The sequence below is a fragment of the Rhodovulum kholense genome (assembly GCF_003053725.1).
Lineage (GTDB): Bacteria > Pseudomonadota > Alphaproteobacteria > Rhodobacterales > Rhodobacteraceae > Rhodovulum > Rhodovulum kholense.
The window spans coordinates 299,032-321,754 of sequence record NZ_QAYC01000003.1; the positions used below are offsets into that span (position 1 = coordinate 299,032).

Here is a 22,723-nt window from a genome sequence, read left to right on the forward strand (position 1 = left end):
GGGGGCCGAACTGGGGACGGGGGCGGAAGCCCCCCGTGAAGCCCCCAGTCCGGTCAGGCCTGCTGGCGCTCGGCCATGGCGTCCGCGAAGCGTTCGAACAGGTAATAGCTGTCCTGCGGACCCGGGCTCGCCTCGGGGTGATACTGCACCGAGAAGACCGGGCGGCCGGTCATCCGGATGCCGCAATTCGACCCGTCGAACAGCGACACATGGGTTTCCTTGACGCCCTCGGGCAGGGTCTGGCTGTCCACGGTGAAGCCGTGGTTCATTGAGGTGATCTCGACCTTGCCGGTTTCCAGATCCTTGACCGGGTGGTTCGCGCCGTGATGGCCGTGGTTCATCTTGACGGTCTTGGCGCCCAGCGCCAACGCCAGCATCTGGTGGCCGAGGCAGATTCCGAACAGCGGCACGTCCTTTTCCAGAACCTTGCGGATCATCGGCACCGCATAATCCCCGGTCGCCGCCGGATCGCCCGGGCCGTTCGACAGGAAGACGCCTTCGGGATCCAGCGCCAGCACGTCCTCGGCGGTCGCGGTCGCGGGCAGCACGGTCACGTCGCAGCCGGCCGAGGCCAGGCAGCGCAGGATGTTGCGCTTGGCGCCATAGTCGATGGCAACGACCCGGTGGCCGGGCTCGGTCCGTTTGGCGTGACCCTCGGGCCAGGCCCAGCGCATCTCGTCCCAGCGATAGCTCTGGGCGCAGGTCACGTCCTTGGCGAGGTCAAGCCCGACAAGTCCGGACCAGCCGCGCGCCTTGGCGACCAGCTTCTCGATGTCGAACCTGCCCTCGGGGTCATGGGCGATGGCCACATGCGGCGCGCCCTGCTGGCGGATCGCCCGGGTCAGCCGCCGGGTGTCGAGCCCGCCGATGCCGATCCGGCCGCGCCGGGCCAGCCAGGTCTTCAGCTCTTCGGCGGCGCGCCAGTTCGACGGCTCGGTCGGGTCCCATTTCACCACCATGCCCTCGGCGACGGGCTCGGCCGTCTCGTCGTCGTCGTCATTGACGCCGACATTGCCGACATGGGGGAAGGTGAAGGTCACAACCTGACCTGCATAGGACGGATCGGTCATGATCTCCTGATAGCCGGTCATCGCCGTGTTGAAGCACAACTCGGCCACTGTTTCGCCCACGGCGCCGAAGCCCTGGCCGTAGAAAACTGTGCCATCTGCAAGGGTCAGGCAGGCGGTCGGGCGGGGCGTGGCGGCGGGCATCGGGATCTCCTGGGCGCTGGTCGCGCGGACACTAGGTCGGTGCCAAGGAAGAATCAAGAGCCAGCGGCAAATTGTAGAACCACACGATTTCAAGGACTTGGCGCGGGTCTCTCCGGGTTGTCATGGCAAGATCCTGCCCTTATCTTGCCCAACTTGATCCAAGCAAAGACACGAGGCACCCCATGGACCTGCGCACCCGCATTTCGGCGGCGCTCAAGGCGGCGATGAAGGACAGGGAGGCCGACCGGCTGGGAACGCTGCGGCTGATCAATGCCGCGATCAAGGATCGCGACATCGCGGCACGGACCGAAGGTGGCGAGGACGGCGTCGGCGAGGCCGAGGTGCTGGCGATCCTCGCGCGGATGGTCAAGCAGCGTCAGGAAAGCGCGCGCGCCTATGAAGAGGGCGGGCGGCTCGACCTCGCGGAACGCGAACGCGACGAGATCGGGGTGATCGAGGACTTCCTTCCCCGCCAGCTGACCGAGGACGAGGTCGATGCGGCGATCGGCGCCGCCATCGTCGAGACCCAGGCCAATTCGATCCGCGACATGGGCCGGGTCATGGCGCTGCTGAAAGCCGAGTATGCCGGGCGGATGGATTTCGCGGCCGTGGGCCCCGCGGTGCGGCAGCGCCTGGCCTGAACGCGGTGACGTGGGCGGCCCTGCGGCAACCTGTGCCCGTTTTTTCGGCGGAGCCTGTCCTGTAAGTCTTGTGTCACGCGTCTGCGGGGCCATCTGGAAAGCGATTTGGTAACGGATCGGCGGATAGGAAGCATCTGCGGGCACTTCCTCCCGGACCCGAGGGGGGATAACGTGAACGCTTACACGGAGGCGGGGACCAGCTCATGTTCACTTACCTGAAGAAAGTCAGACCGGAAGACTGGCCTGCTCTGCTGCTGCGCGTCGGGGCGCTCTTGCTGATCACGGTGCATCTGATCGTCTTCCTCTTCATCTATCAGCACCCGCTGTTCATCCTGTCCGCGCTGGTGATGGGGCTTTTGCTGGCGCGCGAGATGTATGAGGATCTGTCGCAGCGGTTCTTCCGCCTGAAGGCCGAGGAATACGAAAAGGAACTGCACGGTGCCCGGGAGGACGCTCAGCAGACCGAGCGCCACCCGCTGCTGATCGAAGGCGCGGCCTCGCTGAAAGACATCTCGACCCGCTCGACGCGGCACTGACCGGTCGCCGAAACAGGATATGCTGCGGAGGGGCCTCGGATCCGGGGTCCGTCCGCTTGCGAAGAGGCGGCTATCCCGTCGCCGTCCGGCGCGCGGGCAGCGGGCCGAAGACCCGGGCGAAGCTGCGCTTCAGCGCCACGTCGACATCGCCAATCGTCACCGGAAGCCCCAGATCGACCAGACTGGTGACGCCATGGTCGCGGATGCCGCAGGGCACGATGCCGTCGAAATGGCCGAGATCGGGATCGACATTGATCGCCAGCCCGTGAAAGCTGACCCAGCGGCGCAGCCTCACGCCGATGGCCGCGATCTTGTCCTCGCGCGGGGCGCCGTCGGGGCCGGGGGGCAATTCGGGCCGCACCACCCAGACCCCGACCCGGCCCGGGCGCCGTTCGCCCCGGACGTTGAACTCGGCCAGGGTCGCGATCACCCACTCCTCGAGCTGCCAGACAAAGCGGCGGACGTCATGGCCGCGCTGGCCCACGTCGAGCATCGCATAGACCACCCGCTGGCCCGGCCCGTGATAGGTGTATTGCCCGCCCCGGCGCGTCTCGAAGACCGGAAACCGGCCGGGATCTGTCAGATCGGCGGGCCGGGCCGAGGTGCCCGCAGTGTAAAGCGGAGGATGTTCGATCAGCCAGATCGCCTCGCCCGCGCGGCCGGCAGCGATGGCATCGGCGCGCGTTTCCATCGCGGCAACAGTTTCCAGATACGGAGAAAGCTGTTCGAATTCAATCCATTCCGGCTCCATCTTAAGGCCTTCCTTGCTTGACAGGTATCGCGGTGCGCCCGGACAGTGCGGGCAGTCTGGTGCCTTCCGGGTGGGGCGGGCGCCTTCACGGCATTGCAGGAGAGACATGTCGGCATGAAGACGAAAGTTGCAATGGCCTGCCTCGCGGCCAGCCTCGCCCTCACCCCCGCCACCCGGGCCGCCGCCGATGGCGGCGATGTCGTCGGCGGACTGATCGCCGGGATCATCGGCGGTGCCATCCTCAACGAGGCCAGCAAGGGGCGCCAGCATCGTACCGGCCAGCACCGGACCTATGCCGACCCGGCCACGGTGGCGCAGAACCGCGAGGTCCAGACCTCGCTGAACTATTTCGGCTTCCCGGTCGGCGCCGTCGACGGCGTTCTGGGCAGCCGGTCGCGCACGGCCATTTCCGAGTATCAGGCGACCATGGGGTACCCGGTCACGGGACGGCTCCAGCCCTATGAGCGTGATTTCCTGACCGCTTCCTATCGCCGCGCCATCGCGGGCGGCCCGGCCACCGCACAGATGATCGCCGGCGACCCGATGGGGCCGCGCGGGCTGCTGCGCACCTATCAGAAGCAGGCCGCCGGCATTGCGCCGCCGCCTGTGGCGCAGCCGGTGCCGAACACCACCGTCGTCATCGCGCCCGCCGCGCCCGCGCCAGCCCCGGTCCCCGCGACCATCCCGGTGATGAATGCCGCGCGCGATCCGGGCGCGGGCGGCACGGGGCTGCCCAATTTCCTGAGCTCGGGCACCGGCAAGTCGCTGGCCTCGCATTGCAACAAGGTCAGCCTGCTGACCAGCACCAATGGCGGTTTCGTCACCTCGGCGGCGATGACCGACCCCTCGGTCGCGCTGAACGAACAGTTCTGCCTCGCGCGCACCTATGCCATCGCTTCGGGCGAGGACATGGCGGGCCGGGTCTCGACCCTGTCGCAGGATCAGATCGCCGCACAATGCGACCGCCTCGGGCCGTTGCTCAAGCCCTATGTCTCGGCGCTGTCCTTCCGGCCGCGTGCCGAGGTGATGTCCGATCTCGGGGGCTTCGTGCAGGGCTCGGGCATGTCGCCCGAACAGCTGGCGGGCACCGCGCGGATCTGCCTGTCGGTCGGCTATCGCACCGACAATATGGATGTGGCTCTGGGGTCGGCGCTTTTGCTGAATGTGCTGGGCGAGGACGTTTATAGCGAACTTCTGGGCCACCATCTGAGCCAGGGATTCGGCACCGCGACCCGGGCCGATCTGGCGCTCGACTGGTACGATGCGGGGCTCGATGCCGTGGCGCGGGGCGCCGCGCCGGTCTTTGCCCCCGGCCAGCCCGAACGGTCGGAACTGATCCGCAAGGCCGCCTACCGGATCGGCGGGCGCGGCGAAGGGACTGCGTTTGCGGCGCCCGCCCCCGCTGTCCCGGGGCGGGCGGCCATGCCTGCGCTGCCGGCGTTTTCGGTCGCGGACTAGCTGTCCGCGAGGCCGGGTGTCGCACGTCTGCGGGACCCGGCCGTTGCGCCGCACCCGATGGGGCGAAAAAGGCAAGAATCCCCCTTCACATCCCCGAACCGACTCGCTATGAACCCCGGCACTACCAGACACGTGCGGTCGTGGCGGAATTGGTAGACGCGCAGCGTTGAGGTCGCTGTGGGGTAACTCCCGTGGAAGTTCGAGTCTTCTCGACCGCACCATAGTCCAGGCAAGATCAAAGGCTTGGACCTGCGTTTGACAGTAATCCCCCCCGCCAGTCCCCCGATGCGCAGCCGGGCATCGGCGCAGCCTGACCGCAGGGGCTTCACGCTTTGGCGCGTCACGGTCCCCGGGCAATATGCCGATCCCGACCGGGCCGATCCGGTGGTTCCGCTCGGCTCGGACCTCGCCCGGTGTCGTCCGGACCGAGATCCGCGCCACGCGGCCGCGAGGACGGTCCGTCGGCATGATTCCCGGGCGCGCCCGCGCACTTGATCCGCCGCACCCCGCCCCCTAGGCTTTGGCGGCGCAAGGACGTCGGGCGGCATGAGGCGGTTTCTGATCCTTCTGGCGGCAGGCCTGCTGCACGCGGCCTCGGTCGAGGCCCAGATGTGGATGCCGCTGACCGGCACCGGCGGCGAGTTCGACGGTGCCGTGGTCTGCGAGGATCACCCCTGGGGCGAAAGCTCCTGCATCCTTTTCGGATGCCGCGCCGGGCAGCCGATCGATCTTTATGTCGTCTCCCGCACGCTCACGCGGTCCGGGCTGACCGATGCGATGCTGACTGTCGATGGGCGCGTCATCTCCTTTGCCGCGTTCCAGCGACAGGAGGGCCATGACGATCTCTTCTTCGCTGGCGAGACCCGGCAGGGCATCGAGGCCATCGCGGAACCGCTGCGCCGGGGCAGCCGCTTCGCGCTGGAATTCGAGGGGGGCGCTGCGGGACTGACGCTTCAGGGCTCGTTGCGGGGGTCGTCCCGGGCCATCGACCATGCGCTGTCGGTCTGCCCGATGCCGCTGCCTGCGCCCGTGGCGGACCCCGCCGGGGCCGCGCTGGCGCAGGTGCAGCGCGATTGCGCCGACATCGGCGGCACCGTCACGCTAGAGCCGCCGATGGCCCGGCCGGTCGATATCGACGGCGTCGCGCCCATGGATCTTGCCGTCGATTTCGGAGCGGTCCGGTGTTCGAGCGCGAGCTCGATGTATTGCGGCTCGGGCGGCTGTTCGCAGCAGATCTACCTGGGGGTTGCGGGCGGGGGCTATCGTCCGATCTACGGCGATACGATGTACGGGTTCGAGGTGCCAAGCCCGGGGGTGCTGCGCGTCGATGTGCATGGCAGTGCCTGCGGACGCGTCGGGGCCTCGGGGGCGTGCAGTCTGACCTTCCGGGTCGATCCCGACGGCGTGACGCTATTGTTCAAAGAATAGGGGCGCCCGGGTTTCTGCCCGCCGTTCCGACCTGCCTTGCCAGATCGCAGCCTTTGCGGGGAAAGGCCCGCGCGCGGGGCGGCCGTCGCCGAGGTGCGACCTCTCAGCGGCGCATCGGCTGCCCGGCCGCCGGGCAGCGACGGCCACATCTGCCCAAAGATGCGGCAGATGTCAGCGCCCCCGCGGCCGGGCGTCAGGGCGGGGATGGTGGGCTCGCGGGGCTCGGCTAAGAGAAAGGGGTCCGTCGGCCTTGGCCGGGGGGCCTGCGGACGCGGTCGGGATGGGGACGGGCCGGATCGTTTCACGCAGCCTTCAAGTTCTGCGTTGCACTTACGGGTTCAGATGATACCTTTTTGGGCAACGGACGCAGAGCCGACAAGAAGAGCGGCCCCAAAAAGGGGGCGCCAGAACGACAGGGGATACCGGTTGACCGGAACAAGCGACGGTTTCGTGGTCTTCGACCGCGTGCAGAAGAGCTATGACGGGGAAACTCTCGTCGTCAAAGACCTCAATCTCTCCATCGGCAAGGGTGAGTTCCTGACCATGCTCGGGCCCTCGGGGTCGGGCAAGACCACCTGTCTGATGATGCTGGCCGGGTTCGAGACCGCGACCCATGGCGACATCCTTCTGGACGGCAAGCCGATCAACAACATCCCGCCGCACAAGCGCGGGATCGGCATGGTGTTCCAGAACTACGCGCTTTTCCCGCACATGACGGTGGCCGAGAACCTGGCCTTCCCGCTGGAGGTGCGCAAGATCGGCCGGGCGGACCGCGAGGCCAAGGTGCAGCGGGCGCTGGAGATGGTGCAGATGGGCGCCTTCGGCGGCCGCCGCCCGGCGCAGCTGTCGGGCGGTCAGCAACAGCGGATCGCGCTGGCCCGCGCGCTGGTCTTCGAGCCCGAGCTGGTCCTGATGGACGAGCCGCTGGGCGCGCTCGACAAGCAGCTGCGCGAGCACATGCAGTTCGAGATCACGCGGCTGGCGCATAATCTGGGGATCACCACCGTCTATGTGACCCATGACCAGACCGAGGCGCTGACCATGTCCGACCGGGTCGCGGTCTTCAACGACGGCCGCATCCAGCAGCTGGCCCGGCCCGACGAGCTTTACGAAAAGCCCGTGAACAGTTTCGTCGCCCAGTTCATCGGCGAGAACAACACGCTGCTTGGCCGCGTCAAGGAAATCAACGGCACCGCGCTGGTCGAGCTGGACGATGGCGAGGTGATCGACGCGATCCCGGTCAACGTCAGGAACCGCGGCGACCGCACGCTGGTCTCGATCCGGCCCGAGCGGGTCGAGATCGACCCCAAGCGGCTTACGCCCGGGGCGCATCTGATCCATGCCGAGGTGCTGGAATTCATCTATATGGGCGACATTTACCGGACCCGGCTTCGGGTCGCGGGCAACGACGATTTTGTCATCAAGACCCGCAACGCCCCCGACCAGCGTCGGCTGAGGCCCGGCGAACATATCGAGATCGGCTGGCTGCCCGAGGATTGCCGCGCGCTGGACGCGCCCTGACAGCTTCCGGTCGCGCCTCGCCCGGGGGCGATGGCCGGAGCAACACGGATCCGGGCCAAGTCAGCAGGGAGATCGCAATGACGATCCGACATCTTCTTTCCGCAACCGCTCTGGCGGCACTGCCCGCCGGGTTTGCCCTTGCCGAGGACCTGCCGCCCTGCGAGGGCTGTGCCGACGGCCTCACTGTCGTCTCCTGGGGCGGCGCCTACCAGACCAGCCAGCAGAAGGCCTATTCCGAGCCCTATGCCGAGATGACCGGCACCGGCTTCACCTGGGACGAAAGCTCGAACGAGGCGGTGGCCAAGCTGCGCGCCATGAACGAGGCGGGCAACATCACCTGGGATCTGGTCGATGTCGAGGGCCCCGACAGCCAGCGGCTCTGCGACGAGGGCCTGGCGATGGAAGTGGATCTCGACGAGATGCTGGCGGCCGCGCCCGACGGCACCCCGGCGACCAAGGATTTCGGCGACAGCGTCATCAATGACTGTTTCGTGCCGCAGATCGTCTTCTCGACCACCTTCGGCTACCGTACCGATGTCGCGGCCTGGAACGGCAAGGAGCCCGAGAATCTCTGCGCGCTGTTCGATACCGAGACCTTCCCCGGCAAGCGCAGCCTCGAAAAGCGCCCGAAGAAGAACCTCGAATGGGCGCTGCTGTGCGACGGCGTCGAGAAGGACGACCTGTACGATGTGCTCGACACGCCCGAGGGTGTCGATCGCGCGCTGGCCAAGCTCGACACCATCAAGGACGACGTGATCTGGTGGTCGGCGGGCGCCGAGACGCCGCAGCGCCTGGCCGATGGCGAAGTGGTGATCGGCTCGACCTATAACGGCCGGCTCTTCAGCCTGATCGTGGAACAGAAGCAACCCGTGAAGATGCTGTGGGACTGGCAGGTCTTCGACTATGACGGCTGGATCATCCCCGCCGACCTGCCCGAGGACCGGCTGAACCGGGTGATGCACTTCCTGCATTTCGCGACCGACACCCAGCGCCTGGCCGATCAGGCCAAGTATATCTCTTACGGCCCGTCACGCGCCTCGTCGCAGCCGCTGGTGTCGACCCATGCCGAGCTGGGCATCGAGATGGCGCCGTTCATGCCCACCAACCCCGCGAACCAGAAGAACTATCTGGTGAACAACATCGAATGGTGGGCCGACAACCAGGACGACGTCGAGGCCAAGTTCCAGGCCTGGCTCGCCCGCTAAGACCGCAAGGCGGCGTGCCCTTCGGGAGGCGCGCCGCCCCCGACATCCCGGCCACGGCGCGCGCCCCAGGCGGCGCGCGCCTCGGCCCCAGCACAAGACCAGGGGGACGCGCGAGATGCCCAAGGGGTATATCATCGCCCATATCACCGTGACCGATCCGGAGGCCTACCGCGAGTATGTCGACCGCGACACGCCGATTCTCGAAGGCTTCGGCGGGCGGTTCATCGTCCGCGGCGGCGCCTCGGAAGCGCCCGAAGGCCCGATGAAGGACCGCCATGTGGTGATCGAGTTCCCCGATTTCGAAACCGCGAAACGCGCCTTCCATTCGCCCGAATACCAGGAGGTCGCGCGCATCCGCCACGCCACCGCGTTCAGCGACATCGTTCTGGTCGAGGGCGTGGCATGACGGAAACTGCCACCGCCCCCGCAGGCACGGACACGGGCCCGGTCCTGGCCGCCGACGGCCTGCCGCTCAAGCGCAGCCTGCGCCGCGCGCTGAGGGCGCAGAAGCTGCGCGCGCTGATGCTGATCGCGCCGCTGCTGATCTTCATCCTGGTGACCTTCATCGCGCCCATCGCCGACATGCTGTTCCGGTCGGTCGAGAACCAGATCGTCGCCGAGACCCTGCCGCGCACCGCCCGTGCGATCCAGGATTACGACCCCGACAGCGGCACCATGCCCTCCGAGGCGGTGCTGGCGGCCTTCACCTACGACCTGACCGCCGCCAGCGAGCGCAAGCTGCACACCCGGCTGGGGACGCGGCTGAACTATGAATATACCGGGGTTTCGTCGCTGTTCCGCAAGGCGGGCCGCCGGGTCGATGATTTCGGCGAGACCTATCGCGACCAGTTCGCCGCCGTCGATCCCGCCTGGGAAGAGCCCGCCACCTGGATCGCGCTGATGGCCGACCCGGACTGGGTCGCCGAATACCGGGCCTGGACCGCGGCGGGCGAGGCCGCCAAGGCCGCGCGGCGCGAGTTCACCCAGGCCCAGCCGCTGTTCCGGCTGCGCGACGAAGTGGCGGACGTGCTGCCCGAGACCGCCAGCGCCTATGCCGAATTCGCCCGCATCGCGCAGGTCGAGGATGGCGACGATCCGGCCGCCGAGGATCCCTGGGCGCCGGTCTATCTGGCGCTTTACCGCGATCTTCTGCACGTCGGACCGGGCGCCATCGCCCAGCTCGGTCCCGAGGCCGAGGCGATGCTGGATGCCGCCCATGACGCGGTCGAGGGGTTCGAGACGGTCAACCTTGCCGATCTCTATCTCGAGGCCGACAAGGACTGGGGCGATCCGGGGGTCTGGGGCACCATCAAGACCTTCTCGTCTGCCTATACGCCGGGCTATTTCCTGAACGCCGTCGATCTGCAACTGACGCCGGACGGGGTCGCGGCCCAGCCCGAGGACCGGCAGATCTACATCATGCTGTTCGAGCGGACGCTGTTCATGAGCCTGATGATCATGGGGTCCTGCGTGCTTCTGGGCTATCCGATCGCCTATCTGCTGTCGAACCTGCCGCTCAGGACCTCGAACCTGCTGATGATCCTTGTGCTCTTGCCGTTCTGGACCTCGCTTCTGGTCAGGACCTCGGCCTGGAAGGTGTTGCTGCAGCAGCAGGGCGTGATCAACGACATCCTCGTCTGGCTGGGGATCGTGTCGAACAGCGGGCGGCTGATCCTGATCAACAACCAGACCGGCACCATCATCGCGATGACGCATATCCTGCTGCCCTTCATGATCCTGCCGCTTTACTCGGTGATGAAGACCATCCCGCCCTCCTACGTGCGGGCCGCGAAGAGCCTTGGCGCCACCAACTGGACGGCGTTCTGGCGGGTTTACTTCCCGCAATCGGTGCCGGGGATCGGCGCGGGCTGCATCCTCGTCTTCATCCTGGCCATCGGCTATTACATCACGCCGGAACTGGTCGGCGGCACCTCGGGCACCTTCATCTCGAACCGGATCGCCTATCATATCTCCAGCTCGCTCAACTGGGGCCTCGCGGCCGCTCTGGGCTCGATCCTGCTGGCGGTCGTGCTGATCCTTTACTGGGCCTATGACAAGCTCGTGGGCATCGACAACGTGAGCCTGGGGTAACGCAGATGTCGCAAATGGACCTTCCCCCCTATGCCACGACCGGACAGCGGATCTGGCATTATGCCTTCTACGTGATCTGCGGGCTGATCTTCTTCTTCCTGATCGCGCCGATCCTCGTGATCATCCCGCTCAGCTTCAATGCCGAGAATTTCTTCACCTTCACGCCGAAAATGCTGGCGCTCGACCCCGAGGGCTATTCGCTCAAGCACTACCAGGAGTTCTTCACCAGCAATGCCTGGCAGCATGCGCTGTGGAACTCGGTCAAGATCGCGCCCGCCGCGACGCTTCTGGCGGTCGGGCTGGGTACGCTGGCGGCGGTCGGGCTCAGTCAGGAGCATGTGCCGTTCCGGCGGGCGATCATGGCGATCATGATCTCTCCGATGATCGTGCCGCTGATCATCTCGGCGGCGGGGATGTATTTCTTCTATTCCCGGATCGGGCTGCAGGGCACCTATCTGGGCGTGGTGCTGGCCCATGCCGCGCTGGGCATTCCCTTCGTCATCATCACCGTGACCGCGACGCTGGTGGGCTTCGACAAGTCGCTGACGCGCGCCTCGGCCAGCCTTGGCGCGAACCCGGTCACGACCTTCTTCAAGGTGCAGATGCCGCTGATCCTGCCGGGCGTCGTCTCGGGCGGGCTTTTCGCCTTCATCACCTCCTTCGACGAGGTGGTGGTGGTGCTGTTTGTCGGCTCGGCCAATCAGCAGACGCTGCCCTGGCAGATGTTCACCGGCCTGCGCGAGCAGATCAGCCCGACCATCCTCGCGGTCGCGACGATCCTCGTGGTGATCTCGATCGGGCTGCTGACCGCGGTCGAAATCCTGCGCCGCAGGTCCGAGAAGATGCGCGGCATGAGCCCGGGCTGAGCGGGCGGGGCAGAGCCCCGTTCTCCGCTTGACGGAACAACCGCCGCGCCTGTCTTGTTGTAAGGATGTCTACGGCAAGGGAGGGGAGGCCATGAAACCGTTCAAGACACTGGTTCTCGTCGCCAACGAGCGCGAGGCCCGACTGCTGGTCAATCTGGGTCCCGGCAAGGGGCTGAGGGAGGTCAGCCATTTCCAGAAGACGCGCGAAATCGAATATGCCGACGGGCGCGGCCGCGACCAGGGCGGACCGGCGGCCGGGCGCCATGCGCTGGAGCCGACCACAAGCCCCCGGACCCAGAACCGCGAAAGTTTCGCGACGGACGTGCTGAGCGTCACGGCCGAGGTGTGGGCGCGGGGGGATTACGACCGCTTCGTGATGACCGCGCCGCCGCAGATGCTGGGCGAATTGCGCAACCGGATCGAGGGCCCGCTTGAGCGCGCGCTTGCCGTCGATCTGAACAAGGACATCGTGGGGGTTGCAGCGGCGGACCTGCCTCGCCATTTCGAGGAAGTGATCGTGTTCTGAGACGGGATGCGTGGGGTATCCCGGGAATGCGGTCGCAGCGGAGGCTGGACCTATGACCGATACCAACTCGACGCTCAACGACGGCGCGCGGGCATCGGGCGCCCAGGAAACGGGCTACCGTCCCGCGCTGATCCGGGGGGGCTGGATGCTGTTGATGCTGGCCCTCTTCTATGCCGCGCAGATGATCCTGATCATCGCGGCCGTGCTGCAATTCGGCTGGCTTCTCTTTGCCAAGGAAGAGAGCGAGAGGATCGCCGAATTCGGCGACAAGCTGGCCAACTGGATGGCGATTGCCGCGCGCTACCTGACGGTGACGAGCGAAGCCAAGCCCTTCCCCTGGACCGACTGGAAATAAGCCGGTCCCGGGCTTGATCGGGCCGGGTGGCGCAGAGATTGCGCCGCCCGGCAGTGCGGCGGGGGATCAGTCCTCCATCGCCTCCAGCTCGTCGATGAAGCCCGAGATCATCGACAGGCCCTTGTCCCAGAAGGCCGGGTCCGAGGCATCGAGCCCGAAGGGCGCCAGCAGTTCCTTGTGGTGCTTGGACCCGCCCGCCTTCAGCATGTCGAAATACTTGTCCTGGAAGCCCGGACCGCTTTCCTCGTAGACCGCGTAAAGCGCGTTCACCAGCCCGTCGCCGAAGGCATAGGCATAGACGTAGAAGGGCGAATGGACGAAATGCGGGACATAGGCCCAGAAGGTCTCGTAGCCCGGCATGAACTCGAAGACCGGCCCAAGGCTTTCGCCCTGCACGCTCATCCAGATCTCGTTGATGTCCTCGGGCGTCAGTTCGCCGCCGCGCCGGGCCTCGTGCAGCTTGCATTCGAAATCGTAGAAGGCGATCTGGCGCACGACCGTGTTGATCATGTCCTCGACCTTGCCCGCCAGCAGCGTCTTTTTCTGCGCCGGAGTCGTGGCGCCCGCCAGCAGCTTGCGGAAGGTCAGCATCTCGCCGAAGACCGATGCCGTCTCGGCCAGCGTCAGCGGCGTCGAGGCCAGCAGCTCGCCCTGACCGGCGGCCAGCACCTGATGGACGCCGTGCCCCAGCTCATGCGCCAGCGTCATCACGTCGCGCGGCTTGCCCAGATAGTTCAGCATCACATAGGGGTGGACGTCGGTCACGGTCGGATGGGCGAAGGCGCCGGGGGCCTTGCCGGGTTTGACGCCCGCGTCGATCCAGCCCTTGTCGAAGAAGGGCTGCGCGATCTCGGCCATCTTCGGCGAGAATTCGGAATAGGCCTCCATCACCGTGGCCTTGGCGGCGTCCCAGCCGACGGTCTTCGGTTCCTCGATGGGCAAGGGCGCGTTGCGGTCCCAGACCTGCAGCTTGTCGAGCCCCAGCCACTTGGCCTTCAGCGCGTAATAGCGGTGCGAGAGCTTGGGATAGGCCGCGACCACGGCATTGCGCAGCGCCTCGACCACCTCGGGTTCGACATGGTTCGACAGGTGCCGCCCGGTCTGGGGCGTCGGCATCTTGCGCCAGCGGTCCTCGATCTCCTTCTCCTTGGCCAGCGTGTTATGCACCCGGGCAAAGAGCTTGATGTTGGCGCCGAAGACCTCGGCCAGCGCGCGCGCCGCCGCCTCGCGTTTCGTGCGGTCGGGATCGGTCAGCAGGTTCAGCGTGCCCTCGATCCCCAGCGCCTCGTCACCGACCTCGAAGCCCAGCCCGGCCACGGTTTCGTCGAACAGCTTGTTCCAGGCGCTCGCGCCCACCACCGACTGGTCGTGCAGGAATTTTTCCAGTTCGTCCGACAGCTGATAGGGCCGCATCGCCCGCATCCGGTCGAAGACGGGCTTGTAGCGCGTCAGGGCCGGGTCGGCCGTGATCACGGCCTCATAGGCGCTGTCCGCGATCCGGTTGAATTCGAGCGAGAAGAAGACAAGCGGCGTGGTCGCGGCGGTGATCCGGTCCTGGCAATCCGACAGGAACTTGGCGCGGCTCGCATCCATGGTGTTCTGGTAATAGCGCAGCCCCGCATAGGACATGATCCGCCCGGCGACGCGGTCGATGGCCTCGTAGCGTTCGACGCAAGCCAGCATCCCAACGGCGTCGAGCCCGGCCAGCTTGCCCTCGAAATCGGCCGCGAAGGCTGTGCATTCCTGTTCGAGCCAGTCCATGTCGCGGGCGATTTCGGGGGCGTCGGGCGCGGCGTAGAGATCGGACAGATCCCATTCCGGCAGATCGCCCAGCGCGCCGCCGGCGCTGGCATTGGCGTCGAAGACGGGGGCGGGCGGGGCGATGCGCATGGGCGATCCTCATTTGTTGTCTCGATCCAGAGATAGAGTGCCGGGGGGCGGCGGTTCAAGCGCCGCGCTGTCCTTCAGAGCCTGCGTCCCGGTCCGGCGCCTCCAGCAGGGCCTTCAGATCGTCCAGCGTATTGGCCTCGGCCGCGGGCTTGTCGCGCCGCCAGCGCGCCATCCGGGGAAAGCGCAGGGCAAGGCCCGACTTGTGCCGGGGGCTGGCCCGGATGCCCTCGAAGGCGATCTCGAAGACCAGTTCGGGCGCGACCTGCCGCACCGGGCCAAAGCGTTGCAGCGTGTTCTTCCGCACCCAGGCGGTGATTTCGCGGAATTCGGCATCGGTCAGCCCGGAATAGGCCTTGGTCACCGGCACCAGCGCCTCGCCGTCCCTGACCGCGAAGGTGAAATCGGTGTAAAGCGTCGCGCGCCGCCCGTGCCCCGCCTGGGCATAGATCATCACCGCATCGACGGTCAGCGGGTCGAGCTTCCATTTCCACCAGTCGCCCTTTTTGCGACCGGCCAGATAGGGCGCGTCCGCGCGTTTCAGCATCACGCCTTCGGCCTCGGCCGCACGAGCCGCGCCCCGGGTCCGGGCCAGATCCTGCCAGTCGTCGAAGGGCAGAACCGGGGACAGGCGCAGCGGCCCGCCGGGCGGCACCCCTGCGATGATCTCTTCCACCCGCGCGCGGCGTTCGGCCAGCGGGCGGGCGCGGATATCGGTGCCGCCATCTTCCAGCAGGTCATAGGCGACGAAGGCGGCCGGGGTCTCGGCCAGCAGCCGTTTCGACACGGTCTTCCGCCCGATCCGGGTCTGGAGCGCGGCGAAGGGCAGGGGGCGGCCGTCCTTCCAGGCCAGGATCTCGCCGTCGAGCACGGTGCCTGCGGGCAGGAAATCGCGGGCGACGGCCAGTTCGGGGAAGCGGTCCGTGATCAGGTCCTCGCCGCGCGACCACAGGAAATGCACCCCGCCGCGTGCGATCAGCTGGCCGCGGATGCCGTCCCACTTGTATTCGGCGATCCAGTCGGCGGGCACGCCCAACGCCTCGGGCGGGCCCTCGATCTGATAGGCCAGGTAGAAGGGATAGGGGCGCGACAGCGCCGCCGCCGGGTCGGGCGCCTCGATCAGCGTCTGCCAGCTGGTCGTCGCGGGGGTCCAGTCGCCCATCAGCCGGTGCGCCAGTTCGGCCTCGTCCTGCCCGGTGGCGCGGGCCAGCGCGCGGGTCATCAGGGTCTGGCTGACGCCGACGCGAAACCCGCCGGTCAGCAGTTTGGTGTAGAGGAACCGTTCGGTCCCGCCGAGGCTGTCCCAGGCGTCTAGGATCGCGGCCTTGCGGGCGGGCTCGTCCATCGCGGCCATGGCAAGGATGTCGGTCATCCGGGCCGACAGGCTGAGGTCGCTGTCCTGCGCGGGCGGGGGCAGGACCAGCGCGATGGTTTCGGCCAGATCGCCTACGACCGGATAGCAGTCCTCGAACAGCCAAAGCGGCAGCCCCGCCCGTTCGGCCGCCCATTCCCGCAGCCGCGTCGCGGTCACCGCCCGGCGCGGGCGGCGTCCCGAAAGAAGCGCCACGGTCCAGAGCCGGTCGGGCTCGGGCGCCTCGGCCAGATAGGCGGCGAGTGCCTCGACCTTGGCGGTGGTGCGGGTGGTCCGGTCAAGAGCGGTATAGAGGGCGGCGAAGCGCTTCATTCCGCGTCGCCTTCGGTCGTTTCGCCCTCCCAGGCGGTGGCGACGATGCCCGCGTCATAGCCCTGTTCTGCCAGCCAGCGCCGGAACGGGCCGGTGTAGCCATGGGTCATCAGCACCCGCTCGGCCCCCGTCGCGCGGATCGCGGCGTTGAGCCCGTCCCAGTCGGCATGATCGGACAGCACGAAGCCCCGGTCGGCCGCGCGCCGCCGCCGTACGCCGCGCAGCGCCATCCAGCCCGAGGCAAGCCCGGTCGAGGCCTGACCGAAGCGCCGCGCCCAGGTGCTGCCAAGGGCCGAGGGCGGGGCCAGCACCAGAGCGCCGGGATGGGTGCGCGGATCGGTCTCGGGCGTGACCGGCACCGTGTCGGGCAGGGCGATACCTTGCGCGCGCATCACCCGGCAGGTGGCCTCGATGGCGCCATGGGTCAGGATCGGTCCCCCGCTGTCGCCAAGCCCCACCAGCAGCCGCTGCGCCTTGCCAAGCGCATATGCGCCCAGAAGGCTGGCCTGGCCCTGAGCTGCGTTTTCCGCCCACCAGTCGCGGATCTCGGCCATCACCTGCGCTTGCGGGCGCCAGCGGAAGACCGGCAGCCCGAAGGTGCATTCGCTGATGAAGGTATGGCAGGGCACCGGCTCGAACGGTTCGGACAGCCCGTCGGGCCCGGGCTTGTAATCGCCCGAGACGACCCAGACCTCGCCCGCCACCTCGACCCGGATCTGGGCCGAGCCCGGCACATGGCCCGCCGGGTGGAACGAGACCATCGCCGCGCCGATCCGGCGGGTCTCGGCGTAGCGGATGGTTTCCAGCGCGATGGCGCCCAGCCGGTGGCGGATCACCGGGGCGCCGGTGTCGGTTGCCAGATAGCGGCGGTGGCCGGGGCGGGCATGGTCGGAATGGCCATGGGTGATCAGCGCCCGGTCGACCGGCGCCCAGGGGTCGATGTAAAAATCGCCTGCGGGGCAGTAAAGCCCGTGCTCGGTGACGCTCAGAACGCTCATGGCCCGACTATAGCGCGGCCCGGGGCCGGGGCGATTGCATTCGGCGCGGCGGCGGCGCATAGGGCCTCGATGGCCGATGTGCATGTGACCGAACCGATCCATCCCGACGCGCTGGCGCTGCTGGCCTCGGCGGGGCTGAGTGTATCCTGCGGCTGGCAGGACAGCGACCCCGCCGCCGGGCTGGCGGCCGCGCGCGCCTGGATCGTGCGCACTTTTCGCCTGAGCCCCGCGATGATCGCCGGGGCGCCCGCGCTGAAGGCGATCTGCAAGCACGGGGTCGGCACCGACAACATCCCGGTGGCCGAGGCAGAAGGCCGGGGGATTCCGGTCTTCAACACCCCCGGGGCCAATGCCAATGCGGTGGCCGAGCATACGATGATGCTGCTTCTGGCGCTGGCGCGGCAGGCGGTGGCGATGGACCGGGTCGCGCGGGCGGGCTTTGCCGGCGTCGAGCAGCTGGCGCCGGTCGAGCTTTCGGGCCGGCGGATGCTGATCGCGGGCTTCGGGCCGATCGGCCAGCGGGTCGCGCAGCTGGCGCAGGCCTTCGGGATCGAGGTCACGCTGTGGCACCGGCGGCTGAGCGCCGAAGACGCGGGCGTGCCGGTGGTGCGCGATCTGCGGGCGGCACTGCCCGCCGCGCAGATCCTCAGCCTGCATCTGCCGCTGAACGAGGGCACGCGCGGGCTGATCGGCGCGGCCGAGCTGGCGGCACTCCCTGAGGGGGCGATCCTGATCAATACCGGGCGGGGCGGCATCGTCGACGAGGCGGCGCTGGTCGCGGCCGCGCCCCGGCTGGGCGGCATCGGGCTCGATGTGTTCGAGACCGAACCGGCGCGGCCCTCGGACCCGCTTTTCACGCTGCCGAATGCGCTGGTCTCGCCCCATGCGGCGGCGCGCGGCGACCAGAGCTTCCGGCGGATGGGGATGATGGCGGCCGAGGCGGCGATCCGGGCGCTGGGCGCTTGACAGCGGCGGCCGCCCCTGTATAAGCGCGCCATTCCGGCCCCTCGCGGCCGGGATTTTCATTGGTGTTGGTGGCCCCCGCAAGGGGATGCCTGTCAGGGTCCGGGCCGTGCCGGAACGGGTCCAGAGGACAACGCCCTTCATTGCCGCCCGTCGGGCGGCGCCCGTTTGAAGGAGATCAGCCGTGACCAAACGCACGTCTGCCAAGTACAAGATCGACCGCCGCATGGGCGAAAACATCTGGGGCCGCGCCAAGTCCCCGGTCAACCGCCGCGAATACGGCCCCGGCCAGCATGGCCAGCGCCGCAAGGGCAAGCTGTCCGACTTCGGGATCCAGCTGCGCGCCAAGCAGAAGCTGAAAGGCTACTACGGCGACATGACCGAGAAACAGTTCCGCCGCATCTTCGCCGAGGCCGAACGTCAGCGCGGCGATACCGGCGAGCTGCTGGTCGGTCTGCTGGAACGCCGTCTGGACACCGTCGTCTACCGCGCCAAGTTCGTGCCGACCATCTTCGCCGCCCGCCAGTTCGTGAACCACGGCCACGTGACGGTGAACGGCCAGCGCGTCAACATCCCGTCCTACCGGGTCAAGGAAGGCGACGTCGTCGAGGTCCGCGAGAAGTCCAAGCAGATGGCCGCGCTGCTCGAAGCGACCCAGCTGTCCGAACGCGACGTGCCCGACTACATCGAGGCCGACCATTCCAAGATGACCGCCACCTTCGTGCGGATCCCGGGGCTGGGCGATGTGCCCTATCCGGTGGTGATGGAACCCCACCTCGTCATCGAATTCTACGCGCAGAACTAAGGTTCCGCGCCGACACGCAAGATCTGGGGCCCGTCCTGCTGCGCGCAGGGCGGGCCCTTTCCATTGCCGGCGCTGCGGTCTCGGGCGCCCGTCCGACGGCACACCTGTCGCCGCGCCGGTTCGCCCGCTTGCCCGAATCCGGGCGGCGCGCTATGGGCCGCGCGCAGAGGGTCCCTGGGAGTTCCGATCATGGCCGAAAAACCTTCCGTCGAGCAGGCTTTCGAACGCGGGCTTTTCGCGTCGCGCTGGCTGATGGCGCCGATGTATCTGGGCCTTGTGGTGTCGCTGGCGATGCTGGTCGTCGTCTTCATGCGCGAGATCGCCTATTACGCGCCACAGGTGCTGACCATGTCCAGCGAGACCGCGATCCTGGCGGTGCTGACGCTGATCGACCTGACGCTGGCGGCCAACCTGCTGCTGATCGTGCTGTTCTCGGGCTACGAGAATTTCGTCTCGAAGCTGGATATCGGCGCCCATAACGACCGGCCCGACTGGATGGGCACGGTCGATTTCTCGGGCCTCAAGATGAAGCTGATCGCCTCGATCGTGGCGATTTCCGGGATTCACCTGCTGAAACGCTTCATGGAGATCGGGCAGGCCAAGGCCGATGCGGTCTATGGCAATACAGAACTGTTCTGGCTGGTGCTGATCCATATGGTTTTCGTGCTGTCGGGCGTGCTGCTGGCGGCGATGGACTGGCTCTCGGCGCGCGCCAAGAAGCACTGAGCCCGGACGGCGCGGCCACGCCGGTCACGCGGTCCGCCGAACGGCCCGGGCGGGGGCTTTTCGTGCTGGCCTTGGCCCCTGCCGTGGGCTACGGATGCGCGCCAAGGAGACAACGAAAATGACCAGGATCCCCCCCCAACCCGGAATTCTCGAGATCGCCCTTTACCAGGGCGGGCAGTCGAAAATCGAGGGGATGAGCGACGTCGTCAAGCTGTCGTCGAACGAGAACCCGTTCGGCACCTCCGAGAAGACGAAAGCCGCCTTCTCGCGCTGCGTGCACAGCCTGCATCGCTATCCCTCGACCGACCATGCCGAGCTGCGCGCCGCCATCGGCGAACAGCACGATCTCGACCCCGAGCGGGTGATCTGCGGTGTCGGCTCGGACGAGATCATCGCCTTTCTGTGTCAGGCCTATGCCGGTCCCGGCGACGAGGTGATCCATACCCGGCACGGCTTTGCCATGTACCGGATCTCGGCGCTGGCGGCGGGGGCGACCCCGGTCGAGGTCGACGAGGTCGAGCGCACCGTCGATGTCGATGCGATCCTTGCCGGGGTGACCGACCGGACCCGGATCGTGTTTCTGGCCAATCCGGGCAATCCCACCGGCACCATGATCCCCGAGGCCGAGACCCGGCGGCTGGCCGAAAACCTGCCCGATCGCGTGGTGCTGGTGCTTGACGCGGCCTATGCCGAATATGTCGAGGGCTTCGATGGCGGCCGTGCGCTGGTCGACCGGCACCATAACGTGGTGATGACCCGGACCTTCTCGAAGATCTACGGCCTTGGCGGGCTGCGGGTCGGCTGGGCCTTTGCCGCGCCCGAGGTGATCGGCGTGCTGAACCGGGTCCGCAGCCCCTTCAACCTCGGCCAGGCGCAGCTTGAGACCGCCGAGGCGGCGGTGCGCGATCAGGCGTTCGTGACGCGCTGCCGGGCCGAGAACACGCGGCTTGCGGCCTGGCTGGCCGGGGCGCTGACCGAGGCGGGCGTACCGACCGATCCGACCTTCGCCAACTTCGTGCTGCCGCGCTTTGCCGACGCGGCCGAGGCCGAGGCCTGCGATGCCTATCTCAAGTCGCAGGGGCTGATCGTGCGCCGGGTCGGGGGCTACAAGCTGCCCCATGCGCTGCGCATCACCGTGGGCGACGAGGCGGCCTGCCGCCGGGTGGCCCATGCCGTGCGGGCCTTCAAGGAGGGGGCTCGGTGAGCCCCATCTACGATCGGGTCGCGCTGATCGGGCTGGGCCTGATCGCGGGCTCGATGGCGCTGGCGATGCGCCGGGCGGGGCTGGCGGGCGAGATCGTCGGCACCGCCCGCTCGGCCGAAACCCGCGCCGTTGCCGCCGAGATCGGGCTGGTCGACCGCGTGGTCGAGACTGCGGCCGAGGCGGCGGAGGGCGCCGATCTGGTGGTTCTGGCGGTGCCGGTCGGCGCGATGGGCGCGGTTGCGGCCGAGATCGCGCCGCATCTGGCACCCGGTGCCACCTTGACCGACGTGGGGTCTGTCAAGCGTTCGGTGATCGAGGCGGTCGCGCCGCATGTGCCCGAGGGGGTTCACTTCATTCCCGCGCACCCGCTGGCCGGGACCGAGCATTCGGGGCCGCGCTCGGGCTTTGCCGAACTGTTCGACAATCGCTGGAGCCTGATCGTGCCGGTGCCCGGCACAGACCCCGCCGCGACCGAGCGGCTGAAGCGGCTCTGGGAAGGCATGGGCGCCAATGTCGAGGAGATGGACCCCGACCACCACGATCTGGTGCTGGCGGTGACCTCGCATGTGCCGCACCTCATCGCCTATACCATGGTGGGCGTCGCCGACGACCTGCGCCGGGTGACCGACAGCGAGGTCATCAAGTATTCGGCGGCGGGCTTTCGCGATTTCACCCGAATCGCGGCCTCGGACCCGACCATGTGGCGCGATGTGTTCCTGACCAACAAGGAAGCGACGCTGGAAATCCTCGGCCGCTTCACCGAAGAACTGTTCGCGCTGCAACGGGCGATCCGGACCGGGCAGGGCGACGAGCTGTTCGACTATTTCACCCGGACGCGCGCCATCCGCCGCGGCATCATCGAGGCCGGGCAGGATACCGACGCGCCCGATTTCGGCCGCGGCACCAAGGCTCGCAGCTGATGCGGCGGGCGGGCCTCGGTCTTGCGCTGGTTCTGATCGCCGGAACGGGAAGCGCCGCCACGCTCGACAGTGCACCGCGCCCGAAGCCGCGCCCGGTTGCCAGCCAGACGGTCGTCCCGGCCGAGGCGCCGGTGGCCGCCCTTCTGGCGGCCCGGCCGCAGATGCGTCCCGAGGACGATGCCGCACCGCCGGGTGCCGGGGCCGCGCCTGTGGCCGGCCCGGGGCTTGCGCTGCGCCCGCATCCCCGGCCGACCGTCGCGGGGGCGCCCGTCCGCGTGCGCGAGGTCATGGCCGATCTGACCCTCGAGCGGTCCGCCCGGCCCGAGCCGCGCCCGAGAACGCCCTATCAGACCGCCTCGCTTGCGGCGGCGGGCATCCGCACCCAGCCCTCGGCCATCCTGACCCCGCGCGGCGGCGTGGTCTGCGGCGATCCGGCGATCACGGGCCAGATGATCGCGCCGATCCCGGGCCGGATCGCGGGCTGCGGGGTCGACCGACCGGTGCGGGTGACGGCGGTCGACGGCGTGGCGCTCAGCCAGGCCGCCACCATCGATTGCGACACCGCCCGCGCGCTGCGGGTCTGGGTCAGCGACGGCATCAAGCCCGCCGTGGGCCGTCTGGGCGGGGGCGTTGCCTCGCTGAAGGTCTTTGCCCATTACGCCTGCCGTCCGCGCAACAACCAGAAGGGCGCCAAGGTGTCCGAACACGGGCGCGGCCATGCCGTCGATATCGGCGCGGTGACCTTGCGCAACGGCGTGTCGATGACGGTGGCCCGGGGCTGGAACGACGCCTCGCAGGGCAAGATCCTGAAACGCATCCATCGCGCGGCCTGCGGTCCCTTCGGCACGGTGCTTGGTCCCGGCTCGGACGGGTTCCACAAGGATCACATCCATGTCGATACCGCGCGCTATCGCAGCGGGTCCTATTGCCGCTGAAGCGGCCGGCGC

22 protein-coding genes and 1 tRNA gene are annotated in these 22,723 nt (G+C 68.0%); 18 read left to right on the forward strand and 5 right to left on the reverse strand.

Annotated features, from left to right (window positions below):
• Positions 1–53: 53 nt before the first annotated feature.
• On the reverse strand, positions 54–1,211 hold the full coding sequence (gene carA, locus C8N38_RS06160; RefSeq protein ID WP_108024940.1) for a glutamine-hydrolyzing carbamoyl-phosphate synthase small subunit: 1,158 nt from the start codon (positions 1,209–1,211) through the stop codon (positions 54–56).
• Positions 1,212–1,393: 182 nt separating this feature from the next.
• Here carA and C8N38_RS06165 point away from each other — a divergent pair, with 182 nt between their 5' ends.
• Entirely contained in the window at positions 1,394–1,852 is a 459-nt protein-coding gene (locus tag C8N38_RS06165) for a GatB/YqeY domain-containing protein (RefSeq protein ID WP_108024942.1), read from the forward strand.
• Positions 1,853–2,055: 203 nt separating this feature from the next.
• A complete protein-coding gene (locus C8N38_RS06170; RefSeq protein ID WP_108024943.1) occupies positions 2,056–2,388 on the forward strand; it encodes a hypothetical protein in 333 nt (110 codons plus the stop codon).
• A 70-nt stretch (positions 2,389–2,458) separates the two neighbouring features.
• On the opposite strand, the gene lipB is transcribed toward C8N38_RS06170, so the two are convergent.
• Entirely contained in the window at positions 2,459–3,139 is a 681-nt protein-coding gene (gene lipB / locus C8N38_RS06175) for a lipoyl(octanoyl) transferase LipB (RefSeq protein WP_108024945.1), read from the reverse strand.
• A gap of 114 nt (positions 3,140–3,253) precedes the next feature.
• Between lipB and C8N38_RS06180 the strand changes: the two genes are divergently transcribed.
• The 10 genes from C8N38_RS06180 (at position 3,254) to C8N38_RS06225 (ending at position 12,589) form a co-directional block, all read left to right on the forward strand.
• The gene (locus C8N38_RS06180; protein ID WP_108024947.1) at positions 3,254–4,597 is read left to right on the forward strand and encodes a peptidoglycan-binding domain-containing protein; all 1,344 of its coding nucleotides are present in this window, start codon (positions 3,254–3,256) and stop codon (positions 4,595–4,597) included.
• Positions 4,598–4,731: 134 nt separating this feature from the next.
• Positions 4,732–4,818, forward strand: a tRNA-Leu gene (locus tag C8N38_RS06185).
• A 325-nt stretch (positions 4,819–5,143) separates the two neighbouring features.
• Positions 5,144–6,025, forward strand: a complete 882-nt coding sequence (locus tag C8N38_RS06190; protein WP_108024948.1) for a hypothetical protein — start codon at positions 5,144–5,146, stop codon at positions 6,023–6,025.
• Between the two features lie 426 nt (positions 6,026–6,451).
• Positions 6,452–7,546, forward strand: coding sequence for an ABC transporter ATP-binding protein (locus C8N38_RS06195; RefSeq protein WP_108024950.1), 1,095 nt, complete (start codon positions 6,452–6,454; stop codon positions 7,544–7,546).
• 77 nt (positions 7,547–7,623) lie between these two features.
• Positions 7,624–8,751, forward strand: a complete 1,128-nt coding sequence (locus C8N38_RS06200; RefSeq protein ID WP_108024952.1) for an extracellular solute-binding protein — start codon at positions 7,624–7,626, stop codon at positions 8,749–8,751.
• 115 nt (positions 8,752–8,866) lie between these two features.
• Positions 8,867–9,157: a DUF1330 domain-containing protein gene (locus C8N38_RS06205; protein ID WP_075786964.1), complete on the forward strand. Its 291-nt coding sequence runs from the start codon at positions 8,867–8,869 to the stop codon at positions 9,155–9,157.
• Positions 9,154–10,842, forward strand: a complete 1,689-nt coding sequence (locus tag C8N38_RS06210) for an ABC transporter permease (protein WP_108024954.1) — start codon at positions 9,154–9,156, stop codon at positions 10,840–10,842. The genes C8N38_RS06205 and C8N38_RS06210 overlap by 4 nt, the downstream gene beginning before the upstream one ends.
• Positions 10,843–10,856: 14 nt before the next feature.
• Positions 10,857–11,708 carry an ABC transporter permease gene (locus tag C8N38_RS06215; RefSeq protein WP_108024956.1) on the forward strand — a complete coding sequence of 284 codons (852 nt, stop codon included), beginning with the start codon at positions 10,857–10,859 and terminating at the stop codon, positions 11,706–11,708.
• A 91-nt stretch (positions 11,709–11,799) separates the two neighbouring features.
• Entirely contained in the window at positions 11,800–12,234 is a 435-nt protein-coding gene (locus tag C8N38_RS06220) for a baeRF12 domain-containing protein (protein WP_108024958.1), read from the forward strand.
• Between the two features lie 52 nt (positions 12,235–12,286).
• Positions 12,287–12,589 carry a DUF4389 domain-containing protein gene (locus C8N38_RS06225; protein ID WP_108024960.1) on the forward strand — a complete coding sequence of 101 codons (303 nt, stop codon included), beginning with the start codon at positions 12,287–12,289 and terminating at the stop codon, positions 12,587–12,589.
• 66 nt (positions 12,590–12,655) lie between these two features.
• On the opposite strand, the gene C8N38_RS06230 is transcribed toward C8N38_RS06225, so the two are convergent.
• From C8N38_RS06230 to C8N38_RS06240, 3 genes are read right to left on the reverse strand one after another with little or no spacing between them, the layout of a single operon-like run.
• Entirely contained in the window at positions 12,656–14,479 is a 1,824-nt protein-coding gene (locus C8N38_RS06230) for a M3 family oligoendopeptidase (RefSeq protein WP_108024962.1), read from the reverse strand.
• Positions 14,480–14,534: 55 nt separating this feature from the next.
• Positions 14,535–16,160, reverse strand: coding sequence for an ATP-dependent DNA ligase (locus tag C8N38_RS06235; RefSeq protein WP_108024964.1), 1,626 nt, complete (start codon positions 16,158–16,160; stop codon positions 14,535–14,537).
• A complete protein-coding gene (locus C8N38_RS06240; protein WP_108024966.1) occupies positions 16,157–17,158 on the reverse strand; it encodes a ligase-associated DNA damage response exonuclease in 1,002 nt (333 codons plus the stop codon). Before C8N38_RS06240 ends, C8N38_RS06235 begins: the two co-directional genes overlap by 4 nt.
• Before the next feature lie 69 nt (positions 17,159–17,227).
• Here C8N38_RS06240 and C8N38_RS06245 point away from each other — a divergent pair, with 69 nt between their 5' ends.
• The 6 genes from C8N38_RS06245 (at position 17,228) to C8N38_RS06270 (ending at position 22,711) form a co-directional block, all read left to right on the forward strand.
• Entirely contained in the window at positions 17,228–18,124 is an 897-nt protein-coding gene (locus tag C8N38_RS06245; RefSeq protein WP_158272311.1) for an NAD(P)-dependent oxidoreductase, read from the forward strand.
• Between the two features lie 181 nt (positions 18,125–18,305).
• On the forward strand, positions 18,306–18,926 hold the full coding sequence (gene rpsD / locus C8N38_RS06250) for a 30S ribosomal protein S4 (protein ID WP_108024970.1): 621 nt from the start codon (positions 18,306–18,308) through the stop codon (positions 18,924–18,926).
• A 189-nt stretch (positions 18,927–19,115) separates the two neighbouring features.
• Positions 19,116–19,652: a TIGR00645 family protein gene (locus C8N38_RS06255; RefSeq protein WP_108024972.1), complete on the forward strand. Its 537-nt coding sequence runs from the start codon at positions 19,116–19,118 to the stop codon at positions 19,650–19,652.
• A gap of 118 nt (positions 19,653–19,770) precedes the next feature.
• Entirely contained in the window at positions 19,771–20,856 is a 1,086-nt protein-coding gene (hisC, locus tag C8N38_RS06260; protein WP_108024974.1) for a histidinol-phosphate transaminase, read from the forward strand.
• A complete protein-coding gene (locus C8N38_RS06265; RefSeq protein WP_108024976.1) occupies positions 20,853–21,776 on the forward strand; it encodes a prephenate/arogenate dehydrogenase family protein in 924 nt (307 codons plus the stop codon). The genes hisC and C8N38_RS06265 overlap by 4 nt, the downstream gene beginning before the upstream one ends.
• Positions 21,776–22,711, forward strand: a complete 936-nt coding sequence (locus C8N38_RS06270; RefSeq protein ID WP_108024977.1) for an extensin-like domain-containing protein — start codon at positions 21,776–21,778, stop codon at positions 22,709–22,711. The genes C8N38_RS06265 and C8N38_RS06270 overlap by 1 nt, the downstream gene beginning before the upstream one ends.
• Positions 22,712–22,723: the final 12 nt, after the last annotated feature.